This window comes from Congregibacter sp. (assembly GCF_047617445.1).
Lineage (GTDB): Bacteria > Pseudomonadota > Gammaproteobacteria > Pseudomonadales > Halieaceae > Congregibacter.
Genome location: NZ_JBLGBE010000001.1, coordinates 101553 through 123646, shown reverse-complemented (window position 1 = coordinate 123646; position 22094 = coordinate 101553). Strand labels below are relative to the sequence as shown.

The window sequence follows — 22094 nt, the reverse complement described above, 5'->3', positions numbered from 1 at the left end:
TTCAGCAGCATGAGTGATGGAGTGTTCGTCATCCGAAATCAATTAGGCCAGTTTTGGACTCGAGCTGGAGAGTGGGTCGATGGCCGAGAACCCCAGCGCCTGCTCAAAATCAAACATCACGATGAAGCCGTCAATCAATTGGTTGAACTTAGCGCGAAGGATATTGAGCTTCGAGGAGAGGTTTTTGCCTGTGATTTAGACGCTCGCAAAGAACCCGCAGTCGAGGCGAGCGCTCACCTGACACCAACGCTTGCCGAAAAGACCGCCGCGAAACGCGCTGAGGAAGCACGTCTTGCGGCCGCCAACGAAGGCGGGCTCGACGAAGGCGCTGAGGAAGCAGCGCAACAGACCGCGATGTAACGGAACCCCCCATAAGTACCGCAGTCTGATCTTCCACAGCCGCTACTAAGTACTGACATCGGCTCGCATATGTGACTTGAAACTCGGCTGGCCGCCCCCACTACTTTGCCTAGTGGGTTGGTTTGCGGACTGACCGTTATTCCAGTGTTCTCCTGTGAATCAGGAAACACCTTAGGCTTGATACAGGTACTTAAGCATGCGCATTCTGCTGTTTCTTGCGACTAACTTTGCCGTACTTATCTTGGTAGGCACGGTCTTCACTATGCTCGGCTTTCAAGGCATTCTCGCAGACAATGGCGTGGATCTGGATCTTAAGGCCCTCTTGGTGTTTTGCGGTCTTTTTGGCATGGGCGGCTCTCTAGTATCGCTGTTCCTGTCAAAATGGATGGCCAAACGCAGCACCGGCACCTACATCATCGAAACACCGCGTAACCGTGACGAAAAATGGTTGGTTGACACCGTGGCAGAGCTTGCGCAAGAAGCTGGAATAGGTATGCCCGAAGTGGGTATCTTCCCCTCCGAGGGGCCTAATGCCTTTGCCACCGGTTGGAACAAGAACGCGGCTTTGGTAGCTATTAGCGCCGGCATGCTGAAGCACTTTCCTGCGAACGAAATACGTGCCGTCATCGGACATGAAATCGGCCACGTCGCCAATGGCGACATGGTGACACTGACCTTGGTTCAGGGCGTGGTGAATACCTTCGTCATGTTCTTTGCACGAATCATCGGCCATACCGTAGATCGGGTGGTGTTCAAGACTGAGCGTGGCTTCGGTATTGGATACTTCGTGGTCAGCATCGTTGCAGAAATCCTTTTGGGGATGCTTGCGAGCATGATCGTCTTCAAGTTCTCTCGGTGGCGGGAGTTTCGCGCAGATGCGGCGGGCGCCAACCTTGCAGGTCGGGGCGATATGATCGCTGCACTGGAGCGACTACAGGGAAACCAAAACACGCCACAGGATCTTCCGGGAGAGCTCACTGCTTTTGGCATCAGTGAGACTGCAAAACAAGGCATCAAAGCCTTGTATAGCTCTCACCCTCCCCTTGATCAACGAATAGCGGCGCTGCGCAGCGGCGCCTAGACTACGAATAACACACCGTTTAACTATCGAGAGGCAAGAACCATGAGTGACAATACTTCAGCGTGGATACGTTGGCCTGGATACATCGCCTTGTTTTTCTTTGCGGTGCTGGCAGTTTCTGTATTTGTAGTACGTAGTGGCAACTGGCAGCAGGGACTCATGCTGTACGCCATTGCTTGCCTGCTGAGCCTGATTATCCTGGTAGTCATGGCCATACAAAGCCTTATCCCCCGCTGGCGCGGTGAGCGCATGAGCGTGCTCAAACGTGCATTGCCCGCTGTGCCCGGCGCTGTGCTTTTGCTCATGGCCATGCAGGCTCGAGACGTGCCGCCGATTCACGATATCGCTACTGACCTGCAAGACCCTCCTGCTTTTGAGCAAATCGTGAATCTTCGCGGCGACAACAGCAATCCGCTGGACCTCACAGACGAAGTGATCAAGCAGCAACTCGCCGCATACCCGGACCTGCAGACATTGCAGAGCCCTCGCTCCTACGCCAGCAGCTATAACATCGCACTCACTACTGCCAGAGGCATGGGGTGGGAAATCGTGACAGAAGACGCCAACGCTGGGGTGATAGAAGCGGTAGACACGACATCGATCATGAACTTTAAAGACGACGTAGTGGTTCGCGTGCGTACTAACGCTGAAGGCAGTCTGGTTGACATGCGCTCCGTATCGCGAGTTGGCGTGAGTGATCTGGGCGCGAACGCTAATCGCATTCGCCGCTTTATGTCTGAATTTCAGGCGGCTGCAGAGGGCTAACTCTGATGTTGTTCGGATTGTCAGGCTCTAAATCGCTGAGGGCTGCCTTGCTAAAGGCGATTCTTCCGCTGCTGTTGCTGACTCCCGGCGCAAGCGCTGCGCCTGAGACAACCGACTACCTGAGCTTTGCCACCGAAGACGAAGCCAACAGCACAGAGATTTTCAGTAAGGCCAGTCCAGCGGTAGTCTATGTGACCACCACCACCCTGCGCCGACGTAGTCGATTTTCTCTGGACGTCATGGAAATACCCAAAGGGTCGGGGTCGGGTTTTATATGGCATGCCAGTGGCCTGATCGTCACTAACTACCATGTGGTAGCGGATGCGAACCGCATGCGGGTGACCCTGCAAGACGGCAGCAGCTATATAGCCGAGCTCATTGGCGGTGCTCCGGAGAAAGATCTGGCAGTACTGCGGCTTCTGGAGCCCCCAAAAGACCTGACAACTTTACCCCTTGGCGACTCCACCGAACTTTCCGTCGGTAGAAAAGTGCTTGCCATAGGAAACCCTTTTGGCTTGGATACAACGCTAACGACGGGCGTTGTCAGCGCGCTAGGAAGAGAAATTCGCGCACCGAGCGGACGTCAGATACGCGGCGTCGTACAAACAGACGCCGCTATTAATCCGGGGAACTCCGGCGGGCCACTACTTAACTCTCTGGGACAACTTATCGGCGTCAACACCGCGATCTATAGTCCCAGTGGCGCAAGCGCAGGCATTGGTTTTGCTATTCCTGTAAATACGGTTAAAGAGGTTGTGCCACAGCTCATCAGCTACGGCAGGATACTGCGGCCCATTATGGGACTCGAGCTGGCAAGTGATCGCTGGCGTCGCCGCTTCGGAATCGAAGGCCTGCCTGTAGTGCGGGTGTTCCCAGGCCTGCCTGCAGCCGAAGCGGGACTACGAGGCATTTCTCGCAGCTCTCGAGGTGACTTGAGGATCGGTGACATCATCATGGCGATAGATGGAAAACCCACCAACAACCACGATGATTACCTCACCATTATGGAAGACCATAAGGCCGGAGACATTATCTCAGTGCATGCCCTTCGCGGCGATGCGGAGCTGGAACTGGACGTTAGACTCACCGAATCTCAATGAACTCGGAACGACCTTTACCTCGCTAAAGCGATGCGCAAAAATGTTTGATACGTTTACAGGCGCGTTTAAGTACCGAACGATTTTGCGCCAGGCCCATTCGCACAAAGTTCTCTGCGGATGGCCCAAACGCATCGCCGGGAATAACTGACACGCCCTGCTCTTCCAGCAACTTCTCTGCAAACTGTTTGCCATTCAACCCGGTGCCGGATACATCGCACATAATGAACATGCCTGCATGGGGTCGACTGCAGTGAATGTTTTTCACTTTCGACAATTTGTCCAAAACGTAGTCCCGGCGCTCGCGATATTCGTCTCGCATTTCTCGCACGTACTGCTGATCGTTCTCCAGAGCAAAGGCGCTGGCGTCCTGAATGAACTGAGGACTGCCAAACAGCGTCGCACCCGCATACTCACCAAGCCGCTTAATAAGCGTCGATGGCGCCACTACCCAGCCGACACGCCAACCACTCATAGCGTGCGACTTTGACAAGCCATCAATCATCACAATATTGTCCAGACACTCGGCACTCGCCCGAGCAGACATGTGTTTCCCCTCGTAGCAGAACATCGAATAGACCTCATCACATACCAGCCAGATGTTTTTTTCCAGACAATAGGCCGCGAGCTCGCGTATATCGGCTGCGGGGATAATTGCTCCCGTGGGGTTACCTGGGGTGTTGATAAACAACACCCGTGTTCTGTCCGTGAGCGTCGATTTCAACGCTTCAATATTCAAAGAAAAATTATGCCCCACGTCCAAGGGCATGGTTCGAAGCTGCAGGTCCAGGCCCTTAAAAATCGGCTTATATCCAACGTACATTGGTTCTGGCGCAACGATCTCGTCCCCAGGATTCAGGAGGCAAGATAGAACAGCGTAAATAGCTGACGTAGCACCTGGAAAAATCGCCACCTCATCGGCTGTGCAAGGGTGTGGTGAACTCTGAGTCTCGAGGTCTGCAACAGCGCGTCTCAACTTAATTTCGCCCAGGGACGCCGAGTAGTGAGTCCGTCCCACGCGCAGATGGCTTACCGCGTTGTCGATGATGGGTTCGGGGGTTCGAAAATCCGGATCGCCCACGGACAACAAGATGACGTCCACGCCATTGCGTTGCATCTCCAGCGCCTTCTCATGCACAGCCCAGACATCGCTGTCTTCTGAGGAAAGACGCTCTGTAATTTGGGCATACCTCGGAGTAAACATACAGCAACAACCGATTTAAATGATGAACAATTATACCGCAGCCAAGGAGTCAGCTTCGCTTCGGCGCGTGCTAATCTAATTCATTACGCGGTAGGAGCGAGGGGAATACCTGAATGAAAGGTGGTATCAAATGGCTTCTTCTAAGCCTGTTTTTATTGGTGTTGGGGGTGATCCAATTTATTCCCGGCGAAACCACACCGTCAACACAGGAGCCTACAGTTCAGCAATGACCTGCTGGCGACGCTGCAAATACGCCGGAGACACACTGACGTGCTTATCCTCGGGAAGATAAGGGTGTGCTTGGCGCTGAGGCGCAAAAAGACCCGGAGCTTCTGACCCCGGGTAGCGAACCTTAAAACGACGTTTTGGCGCAGAAGGGTTTATCGAAAGTTCAACTCGCGCAACAAAATGTCACTCATAATCGACCGGATTTCGCCTCGCTTCATACTCAGGTCACGACTCTTATCCATGGAACCCGTGAGCTTCTTCGTCATCGTCTCCCACTCCTCCATACTGGTGTCCATCATCGCGCCGGCTGATGCCTACTCCACAAACAACCACAAATCAGGCTCACCGACCCGGGCATGAACATTTGAGAAGATTTTGTAACTCTTCACCTTTCCCGCTTTCTGCATCATCTCCATTTGTTTTTTCCACAGACTGCTAAGATCATCCATGTAGGCATCAAACTGTCCGGACTTAGTGTCTACACTGGCTACCCCCCAGTAAGACCCCTGCTCATAGCTATCCTGTGCGCTGACGAGCATCGGAACACAGAAGAGTAATGCGACTAGTATCTTTTTCATTGTTATAGTCCTCTCGGTCACGGCTTGATCACGCAATACGTGACTCATTTCAGCCTAGACCAGATGAACGCTTGTGCAAGTTCTATTAGCCACGGCCCCTCATTGCGCTGCTAGAATAAATATATGGAATTTAACTATAGTCCCGAGATTATCGGAATTGTTCTCGCGCTCATCTACGTGATGGCAATTGCCAGCGCCGTCGATGCGCTTCTTCAAGGACGCACCGCACAGGGCTCCATTGCCTGGGTAGTTTCACTACTGGCTGTTCCCTACATCAGCGTGCCTTTGTATTTGGTGTTTGGCCGCAACAAGTTTGACGGCTATATCCGGGAACGAGCGCAGATCGAAGCCCAGGCTGAGGCGAGGCTACAAATCCCCCGCAGCGAACTCCTCGACTTCCAAGCAAGCGACACATCCGCAGCGTTTTATCGCAGCCTGCACAGTCTCGCTCGCCTTCCCACCGTGCGAGGTAACGCTGTTACGCTGTTGATCGACGGTTATGCCACCTTTGACAGTATCGAAGCCGGACTCAGGAGTGCGAAGCAGTACATCTTGTTTCAGTTCTATATTCTGCGAGACGACGCACTAGGCCAACGCCTGGGTGCAGTCCTTGCAGAAAGAGCCCAAGCAGGACTCCGCGTTTACCTCCTCTACGATGAGGTGGGCTCTCGAAGCTTTGGAAGCAGCCAGCTGCATAGGACACTCCAGAAGGCGGGTGTACAGCTTGCCGCTTTCGACACCCGACAAGGCTGGCGCAACCGATTCCAGATCAACTTTCGCAACCATCGAAAAGTCGTAGTGGTAGATGGCACCAGTGCCTGGATAGGCGGACACAACGTGGGTATCGAGTACCTGGGAGAGAGCAAAAAGCGCGGACCTTGGCGGGACACTCATGTAAAAGTGGAGGGACCTGCCGTTATCGGTGCCAAGCTCACCTTTGCCACTGATTGGTTATGGGCACGTCGAGAACAACTCGATATCAATTGGCAAGTGGAGCGCTACACACCGGGCAACTGCTCAGTGCTGCTATTCCCTTCGGATCCTGCCAGTGAATTCGATGAGGCCGGACTGATGTTTCATCAGGTTATTACTCAGGCCAGGGATCGCATATGGATAGCCAGCCCTTACTTCGTTCCCGACCGGGGAATTATTGCGGCATTGCAACTTGCGGCGCTGCGAGGGGTCGATGTTCGCGTGATGATTCCAGATACTGCGGACGGCCCTGTCGTGGGGCTTGCGAACTGGTCGTTCACGCGAGAACTACTGCCCGCCGGCGTAGCGGTATATCGCTATGAGCCTGCGTTCATGCATCAAAAGGTGCTACTGATGGACAGGGAGCTGGCGGGTGTGGGGACGGCAAACTTTGACAACCGTTCTTTTCGACTCAACTTTGAAATCACTGCGCTTGTTCACGATGAAGCGTTCTGCGATGAAGTCGAGACCATGTTGCTCACTGACTTTAGTCAATCTCGTCTCGTAACCGTCGATGAGTTGGCAAGAAAACCCTTCTGGTTCCCTTTGGCCACGGCAGCAGCCCGATTGATGTCCCCGGTTTTATAGCGGCCTTCAGTCGGGCCAGGCACGGCGGTCAATATCGAGGTCTGCATAATCATCAGCGCGCAAACGAGGCTCCTTACCGTCGGCCAACTGTTGGTCGTAGTCCTTCAAAATACGTAAGGCCAGCTTTGACATCCACAATAAGCCTATAAGGTTCACGACGCCCAGGAGACCCATGGTCAGATCAGCAAAACCGAACACCGTGCCGAGATCCTGTGCCGCACCCCAGAACACCAGAGCCAAAACAGTTACGCGAAACACCGAAAACAGCGTTCGATTATTTTCACTAAAATAGTTAAGCGCGTTCTCACCCAGGTAGTAGTTGTACATGATGGAGCTGAACGCAAACATCACCAGCGCGATGCTTACAAAGCTACCGCCCCAAGCGCCCAAATGGTCTGCCAAGGCATTCTGAGTCAAGGCCACTCCGGAGATGCTCGCGTCACCAGGCTGATAAACGTCAGACAGCAGAATGATCATAGCCGTACAGCTGCACATCACAATTGTATCTATGAAGACACTGAAGGCCTGAACAATACCTTGATTGGCAGGATGCGGCACAAAAGCGACTGCCGCCACGTTAGGTGCGCTACCCAAGCCCGCCTCGTTGCTAAACAGGCCTCGCTTAACGCCCTGCATGATCGCCACACCAATGCCACCTCCCAACGCGGGGTCCAGACCAAAAGCGCTGCTAACAATGCTTGCAAAGGCCGCAGGGACATCCTGAATATTCAGACCAATCACGAGAAGCGCGCAAGCGAAGTAGCTGACAGCCATGATGGGTACAACAATCTCAGACACGGAGGCTATTCTCTGGATGCCACCGAAAATCACAAAACCCAGAAAAGCCACCAGCCCAAGACCGCTCACCCAGGTTGGAACTCCGAAAGAAACATCCAGAGAAGTGGCCACAACATAGGACTGAACCGCATTGAAACCAAAACCAAAAGTGATCAACAGCAGTAGCGAATAAACAATTGCGAGTCCGCGCTGATTGATCCCGCGGGTGAGATAGTAGGCCGGACCGCCGCGAAAACTACCATCGGGCTCGTAGCTCTTGTACAACTGAGCCAGAGAACATTCAAAGAAACTCGTCGCCATTCCCATGAGGCCAATGACCCACATCCAGAACACTGCGCCTGGCCCTCCTAGAGTGATCGCAACCGCTACGCCCGCAATGTTGCCACCACCTACCCGGCCCGCGACACTCACCACCAGGGCTTGAAACGAGCTGACGTGCCCCTTTTCGTGGTGTAAGGCTGTTCCCAATACAGCGAACATGCGTCCAAAGTATCGAAACTGCACGAAGCGCGAGGCAACAGTAAAGTACAAACCAATGCCCACTAGCATTACGACAAGTACTTTGCTCCACAGAAGGTCACTCAACACTGACAGCATAGTGCTTCCTCGCGTCTACTCAATGACGCCCAAGATAAAGATGATCAAGAGTGCCGGCGGTACGACATAGCGAATAAGAAAGTACCAAATCGCATATCCTGGAGCACTAAGCGCAGCGAACTCCTCTTTAGAGTGTTCCTTACGCATAAACCAACCAGCAAAGATCGCGATAAACAAGCCACCCAAAGGCAGAAGAATCTGATTGGAGAAGTAGTCCATAACGTCGTTGAAGTTCCTATCGCCCAAACGTAAACCGTCCATGACGTTATACGACAAAATGCTCAAAACGCTGAGAACCGCAACAGAGCCCACAACGACCAGAGCACTGACGTGCCGTGGCATACCATAGTGCTCCTCAATCCAGGCATTGACGGATTCAACCAGCCCTACCATAGAGGTGATTCCCGCTACTGCCAACATCACGAAGAACAGCACAGCGAAGACGTATCCCCCAGGCATTTGCGCAAAGGCTACGGGAAGGGTTTGGAATATCAATCCAGCGCCCGCGGCGGGATCAAGCCCGAAGTTAAATACGGCGGGAAAGATCACCAAACCGGCTAAAAGGGCTACAGCAGTATCCGCAACCACAATAATCAGGACTGATTGAGTGATAGAAATGCTTCGGGGCAAATAGGATCCATAGGTCATCATTCCACCCATACCAACACCGATTGAGAAAAAAGCCTGGCCTATAGCAGCAAGCACCGTAGCAAAAGTGACCTTACTGAAGTCCGGTGTAAACAACCAGGCAACCGCCTCCCAAAAACCTCCGGCAAAGAAGTTGAATCCAGCCAGTACCAGTAGCAAAATGAACATCAGCGGCATCATGATCGTGACTGCCCGCTCGATTCCATTCTTGACACCGGCGAAAACAATCAGACCGGTGATTGCCAAACCCACCAGTGTCCAAAACAGCATGCCCCAGTTATCGGCGAGTACGGCCGCGAATTGAGCTTCAGCATTAAGCGCATCCACGCCGGCAAAACCGGTGGTAATCGCTTTGAAGAGGTACCAAAGCACCCAGCCCACGACCACTGAATACACGATCTCGATCGTGAACGCCGCAAGCAAGCCCATACCGCCAACCCAGCGCCAATGAGCACTGCGTTTGCTCTCCTTGGCGACCTTCGCCATCGCAATCGGCGGCGCGGCGTCGCCTCGACGCCCGATCATCAGCTCGGCCATGAGAATCGGTACGCCAATAAGGAAGGCACAGCCAAGATAGATAAGCACAAAGGCCGCGCCGCCGTTCTCACCCGTTACATAGGGAAAACGCCAGATATTGCCAAGGCCAACGGCGAACCCTACAGAGGCCATAAGGAATGCGAAGCGCGAGGTCCAGTGCGAATTCGCACCGCCGGCAGACGCCATAATGAAACTCCAAGGATTAATCAGTCTCGGAGTCTACACAAAAGCGCCCAGCGCTTCAGCCAAAGTGCGTACCGTCTCTAAGCGAGAGAGGTCGTAGCAGCGGCAAGCCAGTCGCGGTCACTGGGATTCTCCAAGCGCCCCATGATCTCCTGAACTACACGAGCGTGGTAGGTGTCGATCCAGTCAATCTCGTGCCTGCTCAATAAGGCGACTTCGATCAGGCGCTTATCGAAAGGCACCAGTGTCAGGGCGTCAAACTCTAGCATCGGAGTCTCTTGTGAGCTCGTATCGGCCTCACGCACCACGCAAAGATTTTCACAGCGGATACCAAAGTCGCCATCCCGATAATAGCCGGGCTCGTTGCTGACGATCATCCCCGGAGCCAGCGGCGTTGCGTTCCAGGCTTTGCCAATGCGCTGAGGGCCCTCGTGCACGCTCAAAAATGCACCAACTCCGTGCCCGGTTCCATGATCATAATCACGACCGGTCTGCCACAGGAACTGCCGCGCCAGTGCATCCAGGTGCGTACCTGTAGTACCACTGGGGAAACGCGCCCGGTCCAGCGCTATATGCCCCTTGAGAACCAAGGTGAACAACTCGCGCATCTCTTGAGTCGGCACGCCAATAGCAACGGTCCGCGTGATATCTGTAGTGCCATCAGAATATTGGCCACCACTGTCGACTAAGTACAAACTGTCAGGGAGTAATGGTGCCGGCGTATTGTCTTGATGGTTGTAATGACACATGGCGCCGTTGGATGCGGAAGCAGAGATCGTGTCAAAAGAAAGCTCGTGGAACAGTGCTCCCTCGGCACGAAACGCACCTAGGCGATCGGACACCAGAGCCTCATCATGGTATCGACCTTCTGATATCTCAGCGTCAAGCCAGGCAAGGAAGCGTATCTCGGCGACCGCGTCGCGACGGTGTGCTTCCTGGGCGCCGGCAACCTCTACGGAATTCTTACAAGCCTTGGGGAGCAGGACCGGGTCTTCGCAGGCGATCAGCTTGGCACCACCTTCGCCTAGGCTTAGCTGCGTCCAGGCATTTGCCGTCGCCGGATCTGCAAGTACTGTCTTGCCCGCCCAGGCGCCTAGGAGCCGACTAGCATCTTCCTCATCAACGATCGAAACGCCGTCGCCAGTATGGTCATGTAAGCCCTGAGGCACTCGTCGCTTGTCCACCAACAAATGTAAGTTGCCGGTGGCTTCAAGCACCGCACAGCTTAAAAGCACAGGCAGACGCGGTACATCGCGCCCGCGTACGTTTAACAGCCAACTCACAGAATCAGGGGCGAAGATCAAGGCCGCATCAGCACCAAGATCGGCTATATGTTTGCCCAAGCGCTTACGCTTGGACAGACTGCTTTCCCCAGTGAAGGACTCCTCCAAGAGCAAAGCTTCGGCGACCATGGCCTCGGGGCGACTTTTCCAGCATCGATCGATGGGGTTATCAATACTCAGGACTAACTCAATACCGGCCCCTCCCAAAACGTCTCGAGCTTGCTGGTACCAATCCAAAGTACACATTCGCGGATCAATAAGAACTTTGCTGCCCGCGTCCAGTTCTACCGTTAACCAGGACAATGGCGGCTCTTCGATCAGCCGACGATATTGATACTGCTCGCCGTCAACCTGACGACGCACCTGAACCGTATAGCGGCCATCAGTAAAAATGGCGGCCGCCTTTGCTGTGACAACAGCCATACCCGCAGAGCCGGTGAAGTCAGTGAGCCAGCGCAAACGCTCGTTGTGCGCAGGAATATACTCACCGAGATACTCGTCCGCTCGCGGTATGCAAAAAGCATCCACACCGCGGGATGCGAGCTCTTTGCGTAAAGATTCGAGATTCGCTTTCTGACCCGCTGCTGCCATTTCGTTCACCGTCCTCGTTATGAATTAGATCTGCTCAAAGTCTTCTTTGCCCACACCACAGTCTGGGCACAACCAATCTTCCGGAACGTCATCCCAAAGCGTTCCCGCGGGAATACCGTCATCAGGCCAGCCTTCGGCCTCATCGTAAATCAAGCCACAGACAATACATTCAAACTTACGAAAGGACTTTTCACTCATAGTGCTTTGGTCTCCGGATACCACAATTGAAGGTTAAGATTTGCTACCTAGGCTCAGGGGCCCGGCGTCAGATCGCCATCGAGGCGCAGACGGTAGCCATTTTCTTCTGGGCTGGCAATGAGTGACAGTGCTTGAGCTAGCGCAGCGTCGAGCTCTTGTCCCGAACTTTCGATGTATAAATCCACAGCGTAACGTCGCTGACTCAGGCTCACCGTCCCGGTTGCCTTAACAGGGCCACTCAAAGTATCAATGCTCGCATTTACCTGCTGACTCGCAGGACTCGTGAAAGTAGCTACGTAATTCCCGAGTACGCGCCGGCCTCCCGGTGACTGCCAGGCTGCCCCCTGCCACACAAGACGACCATCGGCGCGCAATAAATCGCCGGCGGAAACCAGGATTTCATCAAAGAGTATTCCCAGACGCCCTTTTAACTCGACGGGCAGCACTTGCTTGAGGAGTCCCGCATCCAGATTCATATCTAATCCACGAATCCGCAGGCTCTCTCCCTCCAGGCGAAGCTCCAAACTGGCTCTTTGGTCGCCCCAAACGCTGCTGACCTGAACCGTAGGCGCCAGCCGGAGCAGGCTCCATGGCGCCATGTTCCAGGTGAGTTCTCCGAGATGAAAGTAGCCGCCGGGGACTTTCAATCGCGCTCGTGATGCCGTGCCGGCGCGGAGCGTTCCAGAAACACCCGAAATTTGCAGCGTTTCGGCGTCGAGAAAATACGGCAGCAATCGGGCGGGCATACTCAAGCTGAGAACGCACAAGAAGAGCGCGGCGCCGACCAGGATCGGAAGCCAAAAACGGGGTTTCATTGGAAGGCGGCTACACGAAGGGTCGCGCTGACGACACCAGCAGTGCTGGTTTGGCTCAGCGACAAATCATCGACTCGCAGCCCCTGGAGAGTCTCTATCTCGTAAATCCAACGCAATAGTGCATCCAAGGGAGCTGATTCAAAGCGCAACTGTACTGACCCCTGACTGTTTGGTTGGAGTCGGCTTACCCTGAGTTGATAACGGCCGGCACTCTGATTTAGAGAGGCACTGAGGTTCACGGAAGACGCGCCTTTGCTGTCGCTCTGTGCGCCCCGGAGCGATTGAATTTCTGTTGCCATAGCATCCACCCGGCGCAACACAGCGGCGGTTGCCGCGTTTCGGGCCGAGAGCTCATCCCGAGCCTGGCCCAATGGGCGAATCACAAACAATGCCAACACATAGACAAGAACCACAGCTGACATAAGTAAGAGCGCCACCTGCTCGCGCAGCGAAAACCGGTCAAACCAGGCGCTCATGAACTCTCTCCAATGCGCAGCCGTGCCCGCACTCGATCACCACTTCGCGACGAGCTCTCCAAACTTGCCACATATCCCGCGCGCTCAAGTGAAACTCTGAGAGATTCAATATCTGCAAAGTTCGCGGCTAACAAATTGATCCTCAGCTCTGCATTTCGTTGACTATAACTAAGGCTTGCCAAGACCAATTCGCTCTCTGGCGAAAATAGCGCGCCTAGAGGTGCCAGCAATCCCGTAAACGTGCTCCCGCCCCCGCTCCCTCGTAAACCGTCTAGCTGACGCTGAAGCTGCTTTTGTGCATCAACAACCGCCCCTTGCGGATTGACTTCTCGATACACCGATTGAATTTCCGTACGCAGGACCAGGTTTTCACGCGCCAGGCGTCTTAAGTCCAGCCCTGCGGACAATAAATGAATACTGAGAGCGACAAGAACTAAAGCAGCAACTTTGCGCCACTGACTCCACCATCGGGCATAGGGCAACTGCGGAGCGAAATCCCCCTGCAAAAGATTAACGATAGCTTCACCAGAGTCGTGAAGCAGCATTGCTGCCGCAACGCCGCCCTTGCGCCACTGCGTAGCTACTGCGCCCAGAGGACTTAGAAAACTCAAATCTAGCGATTCATTCTCGCCATAAACGACAATACGCAGCGGCGGCGACTCTTCGGCCAACGTTTCAAGTAGGAGCGGTAGCAAGTCGTTCTCTATCCGAGTGCCAGAGCTGCGTCCATAACGCAGTAAGGTAGATTCGTTCTCTATCACCAGGGTCCACTCCCCTGACGACCAGGGGAGTAACAGCGGCTCCGGCATCCAGGGAACAAGACTCGCGAACTCACCCAGAATTTCCTGCCAGCGCCGCATGCTCTGCCGATCCGTCATGGCCACCGCATATTGGTCCCGATCCAGAGCCATACGCGCAAAATGTACGTCATCGATGTTGTCGGTGAGCGATTCCTCGAGCATAAATGGCAAAGATGCGCCTAAATGCTTGCGCTCTTCCGGCGTCACGGTGAGTTCTAATAGGCGCGCTTCGGAACCGGGGGCCGCAAAAACAACACCGTGTTCGCTCTGTTTCAGAGTCTCCCGCAAGCGATCCATGATTATGGGCGCATCGACGCTCAAGGCATGAACCTCGCCGGCATCCAGCCAGTACAAGGCCTCATCCTGAAGGCAGATCACGCTCAGATTTTCACTCACTGGGAATTCTCAGCAGCAGGGTTCGGCATATCGTATAGGCTTGCGTTGATTCGTTGCAGTACGTCAATCTCACGGGCCTGACGGCGAAGCACACTGTACAACCGCTGCTCACGGTCGGCAATCTCCACTCGCGAAGCCAGCAAAAAATACGATGAAGACTCTGTGAGTAGAGTTGCAATTCCAGAGTTTGACTCACCGGAGAAAACTGCCAGCTGTAGAAACTCCTCGAGACTGGTAAAACCCGCGCCCTCCCGGAGTTGCACCAAGGACTCTCCCTCACTGCGCGAAAGGGGCTGGAGGTTTCCATCAACATTCAGAGCCTGCAGCACCGACTGTGAAGCAGTATGAATATTGATGGCGGCGGGCACCTGGGGCCAGACGGTTACATGAGGGCGAAGAGCTTGAAAGATCTCCGGCGTCATTGTGGCAACGGCAAGCAACTCGCTCACACTCATCATAGGGCGATTCCCCGGGCGATAGGACGGCTGGAGGCTAACGTAATACGCGCTCTCCGCGCCGTTGAGTCGAGGCTCGTCATCGGCGTCTATCCAATCGGCGACAGCTTCAGTAACGGCAATTGCTGCGAATTGATCAAGCTCCGCAGATTCCAGCGCCTGCAGAAGGCGAATAAAGGTCTGTTGCGCTGGACTGTAACTCGAAGTGCCTGCAGCCGCAGGGTCGCCAAGGCTATTGAGGTTAAAACGTCCCTGAAGGTCAGTAAGGCTCCCGAACATCCACCCCCCCTCATCCAGAGCATAGGGCGTGGCTTGCTGGGCCCAAATTTCATTGAGGTCATCCCGGGATGTCTCACTGGCCAGATCGGCATCGTAGTCTAGTGTGAGAGCCAGTGAGGCGAGATCTTCTGCCCCGCGAAGATAAGCCCAGCTTTGCTCAGCGACAAAGCTATTGAGTCCCCGACGGTAGCTCAAGTCAAAGTCACGCTGCAGAGCCACCAGTACCCCCGCACAAATGGCGAATACCAGCAAGGCCACGACCAGAGCGACACCGTCTTGGGAACGAATATCCCCTAAGCTAATGCGCAGGCAGCTCATAGAATCGTCTCAACTCGCCAAGATCATCTAGCTCCAGACGTAGTTCGAGGGCCACCGGCGGTGGAGGTACGGAGGCTCCGGCGCCAGGATCAGCCACCCAGTTTCGCGACCAGGCGCGAGTATCGATCACAAAATCACCATCAACCTCAAGGTTTTCTAGTGCATCAAGGAAACGCAGCTCCAAGGTGTTTACGCCACGAAGCAGCGCCATTCGCTTGGGCTCGGCATCAACTGCGCGATCCAAAACGGTGTAGTACGCGCGCCAAAGCGTGTCATCTTCCAGGTAGTAAAACACTCGCTGAAGTTCGCTGCGAGGCTGCTGGAGGCTATTAGACCAACCCTCCCGCGTCAGCGACAGCGGATAAAACGCCAAGGGTCCGCCAGACAGTGCGGGCTGCATGGCACCAAACTCGTCTCGCAAAGAGCGATTGCTAAACTGTCGCAGGTCTCTGTTTAACAACGACAGGGTCCTGTTCAGATCGCGAGTACGCTCACTGGCAGCTCGCAGCTGCTCAGCCCCGGTCAGTGTCGTCGATATCCCACTGTAAGAGGCTGCGGCGACGAACACGGTTATCGCCAAGGCGATGAGCACCTCAACAAGAGTAAATCCCCGCTCCCGTGGCTCAACCACTGGCTACTCCATCGCTACGTGCCGCTAGAAAGGCGACCAGTGTATAGAGCGCCGGCCCATCATCGCTCTGGCTAGCTCGTATCTGAATTTCCACGCGGGAAAAATCCGGAACTTCGGTGGCTTGACTCTGAATTCGCCATTGCCACTCTCTACCCGCCATCTCCTCGATCCCCGTATTACTCCCCCGAAGTGTTTGCCCACCGCCGCGAAGCGCTAGACGCAGTTCCCCAAGCCGATTGCCGGCGACTATCTGAGCGAGGGAACGATCACGAATATAGGCCGTACCATCGATCTGTTGATCCATAGTAAAAAGCAGTGCGGGAACAGCAAGCGCGACGATTGCCAGAGCAACCATCACCTCAATCAAGGTAAAGCCCGATGAGTTTACAGAGCGCTTAGCGGGCAGCCGCATACTCGCCCACCGCATCATCGTCTTCGCCGCGAAACTGCTCAAACCTTCCCAATGCATCCCAGCTTAAGCGCCAGAGTAAAACATCGTCGTCTCGATCTCGGATCAGCAATTCCCCCGTCTGAGTCTCGCCGCTGGAGAACATCAGCCACTGAGGCAGCACCCCCGCAAGGGGATCAACGGCATCATTCGCGGCGAACACCAGTTCCACATCGTCGAGCATAATCTGCAGACGCACGCTCGCAGGGAACACCAGAGAATCAAAAATTTCGCTGGACTGCTGGGGCTCACGCCAACCCTGTATGAGGCGCTGCCGCCAGTGCGCGGTCACTGTAGACTTTCCACGTTCATTGACGCTATTAACAAAGAGAACACCGAAATCGCTGCCGCTAAACTGCGCCTCATCCAGCGCAAAGCCCGCTACCGCGATCAGCGTTTCCAGGCGCTCCTGAACAAGCCGATCACTGGATCCGAAGTTAACATTCAGCGTCACAAGACTGGTCATCAATACGATCACAAACAGCACGACCAGCATTTCGATCAAGCTAAATCCGCGATCGGGCATCGACATGTCAGCCCTGATCTTCTTTCCAGTTACCAATGTCCGCGTTCTGGTCTTCACCCCCAGAAAGACCATCAGCGCCTAATGTGTAAATATCGATCTCGCCATTCTCCCCGGGGCTCAGATACAAATACGGCCGCCCCCAGGGGTCGCGAGGTAACTCTGCCAGATAACCGCTATCCTTGAAATTACGGGGTGTCGGATCGATTGAGCTAGCGCTGACCAAAGCTTCCAGCCCCTGTTCAGTTGTCGGATAAACATAGTTGTCCAGCCGATAGATTTTGAGCGCTGTCTCAATGGCCTTAAAGTCCGCCTGCGCCTTTTGGATACGCGCATCATCTGCGCGATTGAGCACCGTAGGTGCCACAATGCTAATCAGCAATCCCATGATTACCAGTACCACCAGAATTTCCACCAGAGAAAAACCGCCCTGCCCACCTGTGCCAACTCTGCGCTGCATCTGCTTACCTCACCATTGTATTGAGATCAAAAATTGGTAGAAGTATGGCCAGCACAATCAGCAGAACCATCCCTCCCATGAAAACAACCATGAGCGGCTCAAACAAACCCATAACCGTGCCCAGAGTCATTTCGAGCTCTCGCTCCTGATTATTGGCTGATCGTTCGAGCATATCTTCCAAAGAGCCGCTGCTCTCACCACTGGCGACCATATGCACCATCATCGGTGGGAAGTGCCCCGCACTGGCCAGCGCCCTGCTGAGACTACTGCCTTCCTGTACACGCAGAGCAACATCCTCACTTTCTGCCCGCAACACGAGATTTACTAACACCTGACCGGCAATGCGCAGAGCTTCCAGCAAGGGAACCCCGCTTGCCATCAGGATACTGAGCGTAGAAGCAAATCGTGCAGTATCCAGTGCGATGATTAGCCCTGAGATACCGGGTAGGCGCAGCAAAAAAGCATGCCAGGCCAATCGCCATTTAGGATTGCGAAGCAGTCGACGCATAGCGATACCCGCTAACACCAAACCCACCAACAACCAAAGACTGTAAGAACCGAAGAAATCACTGGCCGCAATCAACGCCACAGTCAATGCAGGAAGCTCTCGATTACTCTGGGAGAAAATACCAATGAGTTCTGGCACCACAAACACCATGAGCGCCACGATCACGGCAACAGCCACTGCCAGCAGAATAAACGGATAGATCATCGCCATACGCAATTGCTGGCCACTGTGCTGGCGTCTCTCAGCGTAATCCGCGAGTTGCTCAAGTACGGAGCCCAAAAAGCCCGCGTGCTCACCCGCTGTCACCATAGCGCGGTACATTTCATTAAACGCCAGGGGGAACTCAGCCATCGCGTAGGCGAGTGTGTGGCCCTCACTCACCCGGGACCGAATTTGCAGGAGCATGGCTTTGACGCGAGGTCGCCGTGTTTGTTCTGCCGCCGCCTGAAGACAATCGGCCAAAGGCAAGTTTGATTGCACCAGCGTAGCCAGTTGACGTGTCAAAAGTGCGAGATCCGCGCCTTTAATCCGCGTCGGGAGAAACCGCTGCCTCAGGCTGCTATTAGCTGCCTCAGAACGAGCCGCATTTTGTACTTCGATGGGCCGAAGCTTCTGTGTGCGCAGCTGGACTCGAACATGACGCTCGGAATCCGCCTCCAGCACGCCCCGCACCACCTTGCCACCTGGATTGAGGGCTCTATAGCGATAGGCTGTCATAACTCAGTGTCCTCAAACCACCGAGGTGACACGCAGGACTTCCTGCAGGCTTGTATCACCAGAGAGAACTCGTCGTCTGCCATCATCTTCAATGCTTGCCGCATGTCGCCGGGCGTGTTCGTTCATAGCCTGCTCTGAGGCGCCGTCGTGAATGAGCGTCCGCAACTGATCATCCACTTCAATAAGCTCATAGATCGCACTGCGCCCACGATATCCACTGTGGTTACAGCTCGCACAAGCTCCGGGTTGATAGATTGTCGTACCCGCAACGTCTGCGTTCTCAAGTCTTAACATCGCCGCTTCCGCGCTGGTCGGCACGGCCGCTTGACGGCATTGGGGACAGAGTAATCTCACGAGGCGCTGAGCCATTACCGCAATCAGACTCGAGGACAGTAAAAAGGACTCAACCCCCATATCCTGAAGTCGCGTCACAGCACCGATAGCGGTGTTGGTGTGTAAGGTCGACAGGACCAAGTGGCCGGTCAAGGACGCTTGTACGGCTATCTCCGCCGTCTCAAGATCCCGAATCTCCCCCACCATCACGACATCCGGATCCTGACGCAAAATCGCTCGCAGCCCCCGGGCAAAGGTCATATCCACCTTGGCATTGACCTGCGTCTGCCCAATACCTGGCAGCATATATTCCACAGGGTCCTCGATCGTCATGATGTTGCGCGCGGCGTCATTGATCTCAGATAGCCCGGCATACAAGGTGGTGGTCTTACCCGAACCCGTCGGTCCGGTAACCAAAATAATACCGTGGGGACGTGTTAGCGCGCCTCTAAATCCGTCAAACACGGCTTCGGGCATCGCCAGCTGAGCGAGCTGTAACTGACCCGACTGCTTATCCAGCAAACGAAGAACCACGCGTTCACCGTAGGCCGACGGTATTGTGGACATCCGAATATCCACCGCGTGACCCGCTATGCGCACAGATATCCGACCGTCCTGAGGAATACGCCGTTCAGCAATATCCAAACGAGCCATTACTTTCAGTCGGGATACGAGCAAAGGCCCTAACATCCGTTTGGGAGACAAAACCTCCGCGAGTACGCCATCAATGCGATAGCGAATACTGAGCTTTTCTTCGAAAGTCTCAATGTGAACATCTGAGGCTTTTTCACGCACGGCCTGAGAAAGAATAGCGTTAATCAGACGAATGATCGGCGCGTCATCTTCCGCATCCATCAAATCACCTGTGTCTGGAATCTCTTCTGCAAGACGACTCAAATCTACATCTGAGCTGATATCCGCAGCCATTTGCACCGCTTCACTATTATCACGCTGATAGGCAAGGGATAGCTGAGTCTGAAAGTCCGTGGCGGAAAGCCTCTGCAGGTCAAGCCCCTTGCCAATGCGACGGCGAAGCTCCAGGAGGACATTGACACTCAAGGCACCATCATGAAACACACGATGGCCTGCTTGAGGATCGATGACAACGCGATGGGCCGTTGCAAAAGTAAACGGCAGCTTACCGGGAACAACCTCCGCAAACTCAAGAGCGGACTGAGCCTCTATCACGGCGACTCCGGGACAGGCGCACGGAGATCATCGCGGATTTTTTCAAGCTGCAGTATCTGCTGCTCCCAATCCGGCAGCACAGGTACCTCACCCTCCCCAAAGAACAGCAAACCTTGCTCTCGCTGGGCCCGCTGTTGATCACGAATGTGTCGATACTTGAGTGCGGTAGCCCCCGCCAGCGCTTTCTCGTCCCGAATGATCGTGGGACGGATAAAGATCATGAGGTTCGTTTTACTCACAGAAACCGCATCGTTACGAAAGAGCCTTCCCAAATAGGGTATGTCGCCCAGAATAGGGATGCGCTTCTCGGTGCTTTGCACATCGTCTTTTATCAATCCGCCGAGCACTACAATACGACCATCCTCTGCGAGTACCTTGGTGCGGATTTTTCGCTCATTCGTTATTAGATCGGCCGCCGCAGCGGATGCGACGAGCGTGGCGCCGGTGAGTGAGTTCACTTCCTGCTCGATCTCCAGCACCACCGAATCCCCCTCGTTCACCTGGGGCGTCACGGTCAGCGTAATACCGACATTCTGCCGCTCAATTGTTTGAAACGGGTTCTGGGCGCCATTGTTACCACCAGCATTGGTAAAAGAGCCCGTGATAAAGGGAACCTGTTGCCCCACGGTGATGAAGGCTTCTTCATTGTCCAGGGTAAGCAGGCTCGGCGTAGATAAGATGTTCGCGTTACTTTGTTCCTCAAGAGCATTGAGAATAACCGTCATGCTCAGATCCTCGCCCACTACACCCCAACCCAGGGATAACCCTGCAGAACCCGCTAACGCTCCCGCAAGATTGCCTACATCGAAGTCGCCCGTAGTAGTGCCCGAGCTTGCATTACCATCTGATGGCAGTATCGCACCTGCGATATTCCGGGCCCGAGCGTCCGAGGCGTTAATGCTGCTGCCATAAAATCCCTTGTCATTGGCAAACAACCACTGCAGGCCCAAATCCTGTCCATCTGTGACTTCCAGCTCTACGATGATGGCCTCCACCAACACCTGCGCACGCCGGATATCTAGGCGAGTGATTACAGATTCCACCGCCGCCATTTCGTCAGGATCAGCGGTAATGATGAGTGAGTTGGTACCCTGATCAGCTTCGATGGTTGCTGTGTTACTGGAGGAACGGGCGACCTTTCCATCTCCCGTGTCGAGCTTGCTGATGTTCTGCATAACCCGGGTAAGCACATCGGCGATCGCCGTAGCCTGTGCGTACTCTAGGTAGATCACTTTAACGTTACCCGTCTGCTCAAGCGGCGTATCTACGTAAGCAACTAGTTTACGGATACGGGCTCGCTGCAGCTCGTCGCCCGACACCAGTAGGCTATTGGTACGCTTGTCTGGCACTAGCAACACGTCAATCTCGCCACCGTTGTTTTTTGCCTCGGTGGCATTGAGAGTCTCAAGCATTCTCACGACATCTTCTGCCACCGCATAGCGCATGGCAATAACATCAGTCTCCTGTACCGCAGACTGATCCATACGCTCAATAATGTCGCGAATACGGCTGATATTAGACGCTGAATCAGAAATGATAATCGCATTGCTGGGCGCGTAGGCTGCCATATGTGCCTGCTGCGGAACGAGAGGTCTTAGCACCGGGATGAGCTTCGACGCAGAGATATTCTCCAGACGTAAAACCTGGGTAACGTACTCGTCGTTCAACTGACCGCCAGCACCGGCCACATCAGCTACGGGCACCGATGCCGAGCGTGCGTCTTTGTTCTGAATAACCCGTACTACGCCACCGGAGCGCACAGCGGTGTAACCGTGCACGTCAAGAATCGCAAGAAAGAGATCGTAAAGCTCGCTGGCATTGACCGGCCGGGACGACACAACCTTAACCTTACCCTTCACTGAAGGATCGACAACAATGGTGGTGTTGGTGGCCTCCGAGACAAACTTGATGAGTTCCTGGATATCCGTGTCTTTCAGGTTAACGGTGAAATCCTGCGCCTTTGCGGGGAGCACCATCAAAGCCACAAGCAGCGGCAATATGACCGCAGATCGCATAAGGCCCTGACGCCAAAGGATAGC

General features: G+C 54.4%; 23 protein-coding genes. 5 read left to right on the top strand and 18 right to left on the bottom strand.

All coding sequences use genetic code 11. The features are described 5' to 3' along the window. Positions 1 to 9: 9 nt before the first annotated feature. The 4 genes from ACI9KD_RS00605 to ACI9KD_RS00590 all read left to right on the top strand — a co-directional run bounded on the left by ACI9KD_RS00605 (position 10) and on the right by ACI9KD_RS00590 (position 3306). Positions 10 to 360 (top strand): hypothetical protein, encoded by a 351-nt coding sequence (locus ACI9KD_RS00605; protein ID WP_414979194.1) that lies wholly within the window; start codon positions 10 to 12, stop codon positions 358 to 360. A 196-nt stretch (positions 361 to 556) separates the two neighbouring features. Continuing rightward, complete coding sequence (gene htpX / locus ACI9KD_RS00600; protein ID WP_414979193.1) at positions 557 to 1441, top strand: protease HtpX; 885 nt, start codon at positions 557 to 559, stop codon at positions 1439 to 1441. 42 nt (positions 1442 to 1483) lie between these two features. Continuing rightward, positions 1484 to 2206, top strand: a complete 723-nt coding sequence (locus tag ACI9KD_RS00595) for a DUF1499 domain-containing protein (protein WP_414979192.1) — start codon at positions 1484 to 1486, stop codon at positions 2204 to 2206. 5 nt (positions 2207 to 2211) lie between these two features. Next, on the top strand, positions 2212 to 3306 hold the full coding sequence (locus tag ACI9KD_RS00590) for a S1C family serine protease (RefSeq protein ID WP_414979191.1): 1095 nt from the start codon (positions 2212 to 2214) through the stop codon (positions 3304 to 3306). A gap of 22 nt (positions 3307 to 3328) precedes the next feature. Here ACI9KD_RS00590 and ACI9KD_RS00585 read toward each other — a convergent pair whose 3' ends face one another. The 3 genes from ACI9KD_RS00585 to ACI9KD_RS00575 form a co-directional block, all read right to left on the bottom strand. Beyond that, the gene (locus tag ACI9KD_RS00585) at positions 3329 to 4507 is read right to left on the bottom strand and encodes a pyridoxal phosphate-dependent aminotransferase (protein ID WP_414979190.1); all 1179 of its coding nucleotides are present in this window, start codon (positions 4505 to 4507) and stop codon (positions 3329 to 3331) included. Positions 4508 to 4887: 380 nt separating this feature from the next. Next, positions 4888 to 5034 carry a hypothetical protein gene (locus tag ACI9KD_RS00580; protein WP_414979189.1) on the bottom strand — a complete coding sequence of 49 codons (147 nt, stop codon included), beginning with the start codon at positions 5032 to 5034 and terminating at the stop codon, positions 4888 to 4890. Positions 5035 to 5049: 15 nt separating this feature from the next. After that, positions 5050 to 5313, bottom strand: coding sequence for a hypothetical protein (locus tag ACI9KD_RS00575; RefSeq protein ID WP_414979188.1), 264 nt, complete (start codon positions 5311 to 5313; stop codon positions 5050 to 5052). Positions 5314 to 5436: 123 nt separating this feature from the next. Here ACI9KD_RS00575 and cls point away from each other — a divergent pair, with 123 nt between their 5' ends. Next, positions 5437 to 6873 (top strand): cardiolipin synthase, encoded by a 1437-nt coding sequence (gene cls / locus ACI9KD_RS00570; protein WP_414979187.1) that lies wholly within the window; start codon positions 5437 to 5439, stop codon positions 6871 to 6873. A 6-nt stretch (positions 6874 to 6879) separates the two neighbouring features. Here the strand turns inward: cls and ACI9KD_RS00565 are convergent, their stop codons facing one another. The 15 genes from ACI9KD_RS00565 to gspD all read right to left on the bottom strand — a co-directional run bounded on the left by ACI9KD_RS00565 (position 6880) and on the right by gspD (position 22070). Then, complete coding sequence (locus ACI9KD_RS00565) at positions 6880 to 8268, bottom strand: alanine/glycine:cation symporter family protein (RefSeq protein WP_414979186.1); 1389 nt, start codon at positions 8266 to 8268, stop codon at positions 6880 to 6882. 15 nt (positions 8269 to 8283) lie between these two features. Then, entirely contained in the window at positions 8284 to 9639 is a 1356-nt protein-coding gene (locus tag ACI9KD_RS00560; RefSeq protein WP_414979185.1) for a sodium-dependent transporter, read from the bottom strand. Between the two features lie 77 nt (positions 9640 to 9716). Next, the gene (locus ACI9KD_RS00555) at positions 9717 to 11510 is read right to left on the bottom strand and encodes an aminopeptidase P family protein (RefSeq protein WP_414979184.1); all 1794 of its coding nucleotides are present in this window, start codon (positions 11508 to 11510) and stop codon (positions 9717 to 9719) included. Between the two features lie 24 nt (positions 11511 to 11534). After that, on the bottom strand, positions 11535 to 11708 hold the full coding sequence (locus ACI9KD_RS00550) for a rubredoxin (RefSeq protein ID WP_414979183.1): 174 nt from the start codon (positions 11706 to 11708) through the stop codon (positions 11535 to 11537). A gap of 53 nt (positions 11709 to 11761) precedes the next feature. Beyond that, positions 11762 to 12523 carry a type II secretion system protein N gene (locus tag ACI9KD_RS00545; RefSeq protein WP_414979182.1) on the bottom strand — a complete coding sequence of 254 codons (762 nt, stop codon included), beginning with the start codon at positions 12521 to 12523 and terminating at the stop codon, positions 11762 to 11764. Beyond that, a complete protein-coding gene (gene gspM, locus ACI9KD_RS00540) occupies positions 12520 to 12999 on the bottom strand; it encodes a type II secretion system protein GspM (RefSeq protein WP_414979181.1) in 480 nt (159 codons plus the stop codon). Before gspM ends, ACI9KD_RS00545 begins: the two co-directional genes overlap by 4 nt. After that, complete coding sequence (gspL, locus tag ACI9KD_RS00535) at positions 12996 to 14195, bottom strand: type II secretion system protein GspL (protein WP_414979180.1); 1200 nt, start codon at positions 14193 to 14195, stop codon at positions 12996 to 12998. The genes gspM and gspL overlap by 4 nt, the downstream gene beginning before the upstream one ends. Continuing rightward, entirely contained in the window at positions 14192 to 15247 is a 1056-nt protein-coding gene (gspK, locus tag ACI9KD_RS00530) for a type II secretion system minor pseudopilin GspK (RefSeq protein ID WP_414979179.1), read from the bottom strand. Before gspK ends, gspL begins: the two co-directional genes overlap by 4 nt. Beyond that, entirely contained in the window at positions 15228 to 15878 is a 651-nt protein-coding gene (gene gspJ, locus ACI9KD_RS00525) for a type II secretion system minor pseudopilin GspJ (RefSeq protein WP_414979178.1), read from the bottom strand. The genes gspK and gspJ overlap by 20 nt, the downstream gene beginning before the upstream one ends. Beyond that, positions 15871 to 16290 (bottom strand): type II secretion system minor pseudopilin GspI, encoded by a 420-nt coding sequence (gene gspI / locus ACI9KD_RS00520; RefSeq protein WP_414979177.1) that lies wholly within the window; start codon positions 16288 to 16290, stop codon positions 15871 to 15873. Before gspI ends, gspJ begins: the two co-directional genes overlap by 8 nt. Next, positions 16274 to 16858 (bottom strand): type II secretion system protein, encoded by a 585-nt coding sequence (locus ACI9KD_RS00515; protein ID WP_414979176.1) that lies wholly within the window; start codon positions 16856 to 16858, stop codon positions 16274 to 16276. Before ACI9KD_RS00515 ends, gspI begins: the two co-directional genes overlap by 17 nt. Before the next feature lies 1 nt (position 16859). Continuing rightward, complete coding sequence (gspG, locus tag ACI9KD_RS00510) at positions 16860 to 17309, bottom strand: type II secretion system major pseudopilin GspG (protein ID WP_414979175.1); 450 nt, start codon at positions 17307 to 17309, stop codon at positions 16860 to 16862. 4 nt (positions 17310 to 17313) lie between these two features. Next, positions 17314 to 18534 carry a type II secretion system inner membrane protein GspF gene (gene gspF / locus ACI9KD_RS00505; protein WP_414979174.1) on the bottom strand — a complete coding sequence of 407 codons (1221 nt, stop codon included), beginning with the start codon at positions 18532 to 18534 and terminating at the stop codon, positions 17314 to 17316. Between the two features lie 12 nt (positions 18535 to 18546). Further along, a complete protein-coding gene (gene gspE, locus ACI9KD_RS00500; RefSeq protein WP_414979173.1) occupies positions 18547 to 20055 on the bottom strand; it encodes a type II secretion system ATPase GspE in 1509 nt (502 codons plus the stop codon). Continuing rightward, positions 20052 to 22070 carry a type II secretion system secretin GspD gene (gene gspD / locus ACI9KD_RS00495; RefSeq protein WP_414979248.1) on the bottom strand — a complete coding sequence of 673 codons (2019 nt, stop codon included), beginning with the start codon at positions 22068 to 22070 and terminating at the stop codon, positions 20052 to 20054. Before gspD ends, gspE begins: the two co-directional genes overlap by 4 nt. Between the last annotated feature and the right edge of the window lie 24 nt (positions 22071 to 22094).

What these genes read in the sequence shown, in the direction of transcription:
- ACI9KD_RS00605 (WP_414979194.1), top strand. Translation starts at nt 10, where the DNA reads ATGAGTGATGGAGTGTTCGTCATCCGAAATCAATTAGGCCAGTTTTGG.
- htpX (WP_414979193.1), top strand. Translation starts at nt 557, where the DNA reads ATGCGCATTCTGCTGTTTCTTGCGACTAACTTTGCCGTACTTATCTTG.
- ACI9KD_RS00595 (WP_414979192.1), top strand. Translation starts at nt 1,484, where the DNA reads ATGAGTGACAATACTTCAGCGTGGATACGTTGGCCTGGATACATCGCC.
- ACI9KD_RS00590 (WP_414979191.1), top strand. Translation starts at nt 2,212, where the DNA reads ATGTTGTTCGGATTGTCAGGCTCTAAATCGCTGAGGGCTGCCTTGCTA.
- ACI9KD_RS00585 (WP_414979190.1), bottom strand. Translation starts at nt 4,507, where the DNA reads ATGTTTACTCCGAGGTATGCCCAAATTACAGAGCGTCTTTCCTCAGAA.
- ACI9KD_RS00580 (WP_414979189.1), bottom strand. Translation starts at nt 5,034, where the DNA reads ATGATGGACACCAGTATGGAGGAGTGGGAGACGATGACGAAGAAGCTC.
- ACI9KD_RS00575 (WP_414979188.1), bottom strand. Translation starts at nt 5,313, where the DNA reads ATGAAAAAGATACTAGTCGCATTACTCTTCTGTGTTCCGATGCTCGTC.
- cls (WP_414979187.1), top strand. Translation starts at nt 5,437, where the DNA reads ATGGAATTTAACTATAGTCCCGAGATTATCGGAATTGTTCTCGCGCTC.
- ACI9KD_RS00565 (WP_414979186.1), bottom strand. Translation starts at nt 8,268, where the DNA reads ATGCTGTCAGTGTTGAGTGACCTTCTGTGGAGCAAAGTACTTGTCGTA.
- ACI9KD_RS00560 (WP_414979185.1), bottom strand. Translation starts at nt 9,639, where the DNA reads ATGGCGTCTGCCGGCGGTGCGAATTCGCACTGGACCTCGCGCTTCGCA.
- ACI9KD_RS00555 (WP_414979184.1), bottom strand. Translation starts at nt 11,510, where the DNA reads ATGGCAGCAGCGGGTCAGAAAGCGAATCTCGAATCTTTACGCAAAGAG.
- ACI9KD_RS00550 (WP_414979183.1), bottom strand. Translation starts at nt 11,708, where the DNA reads ATGAGTGAAAAGTCCTTTCGTAAGTTTGAATGTATTGTCTGTGGCTTG.
- ACI9KD_RS00545 (WP_414979182.1), bottom strand. Translation starts at nt 12,523, where the DNA reads ATGAAACCCCGTTTTTGGCTTCCGATCCTGGTCGGCGCCGCGCTCTTC.
- gspM (WP_414979181.1), bottom strand. Translation starts at nt 12,999, where the DNA reads ATGAGCGCCTGGTTTGACCGGTTTTCGCTGCGCGAGCAGGTGGCGCTC.
- gspK (WP_414979179.1), bottom strand. Translation starts at nt 15,247, where the DNA reads ATGAGCTGCCTGCGCATTAGCTTAGGGGATATTCGTTCCCAAGACGGT.
- gspI (WP_414979177.1), bottom strand. Translation starts at nt 16,290, where the DNA reads ATGCGGCTGCCCGCTAAGCGCTCTGTAAACTCATCGGGCTTTACCTTG.
- ACI9KD_RS00515 (WP_414979176.1), bottom strand. Translation starts at nt 16,858, where the DNA reads ATGTCGATGCCCGATCGCGGATTTAGCTTGATCGAAATGCTGGTCGTG.
- gspG (WP_414979175.1), bottom strand. Translation starts at nt 17,309, where the DNA reads ATGCAGCGCAGAGTTGGCACAGGTGGGCAGGGCGGTTTTTCTCTGGTG.
- gspF (WP_414979174.1), bottom strand. Translation starts at nt 18,534, where the DNA reads ATGACAGCCTATCGCTATAGAGCCCTCAATCCAGGTGGCAAGGTGGTG.
- gspD (WP_414979248.1), bottom strand. Translation starts at nt 22,070, where the DNA reads ATGCGATCTGCGGTCATATTGCCGCTGCTTGTGGCTTTGATGGTGCTC.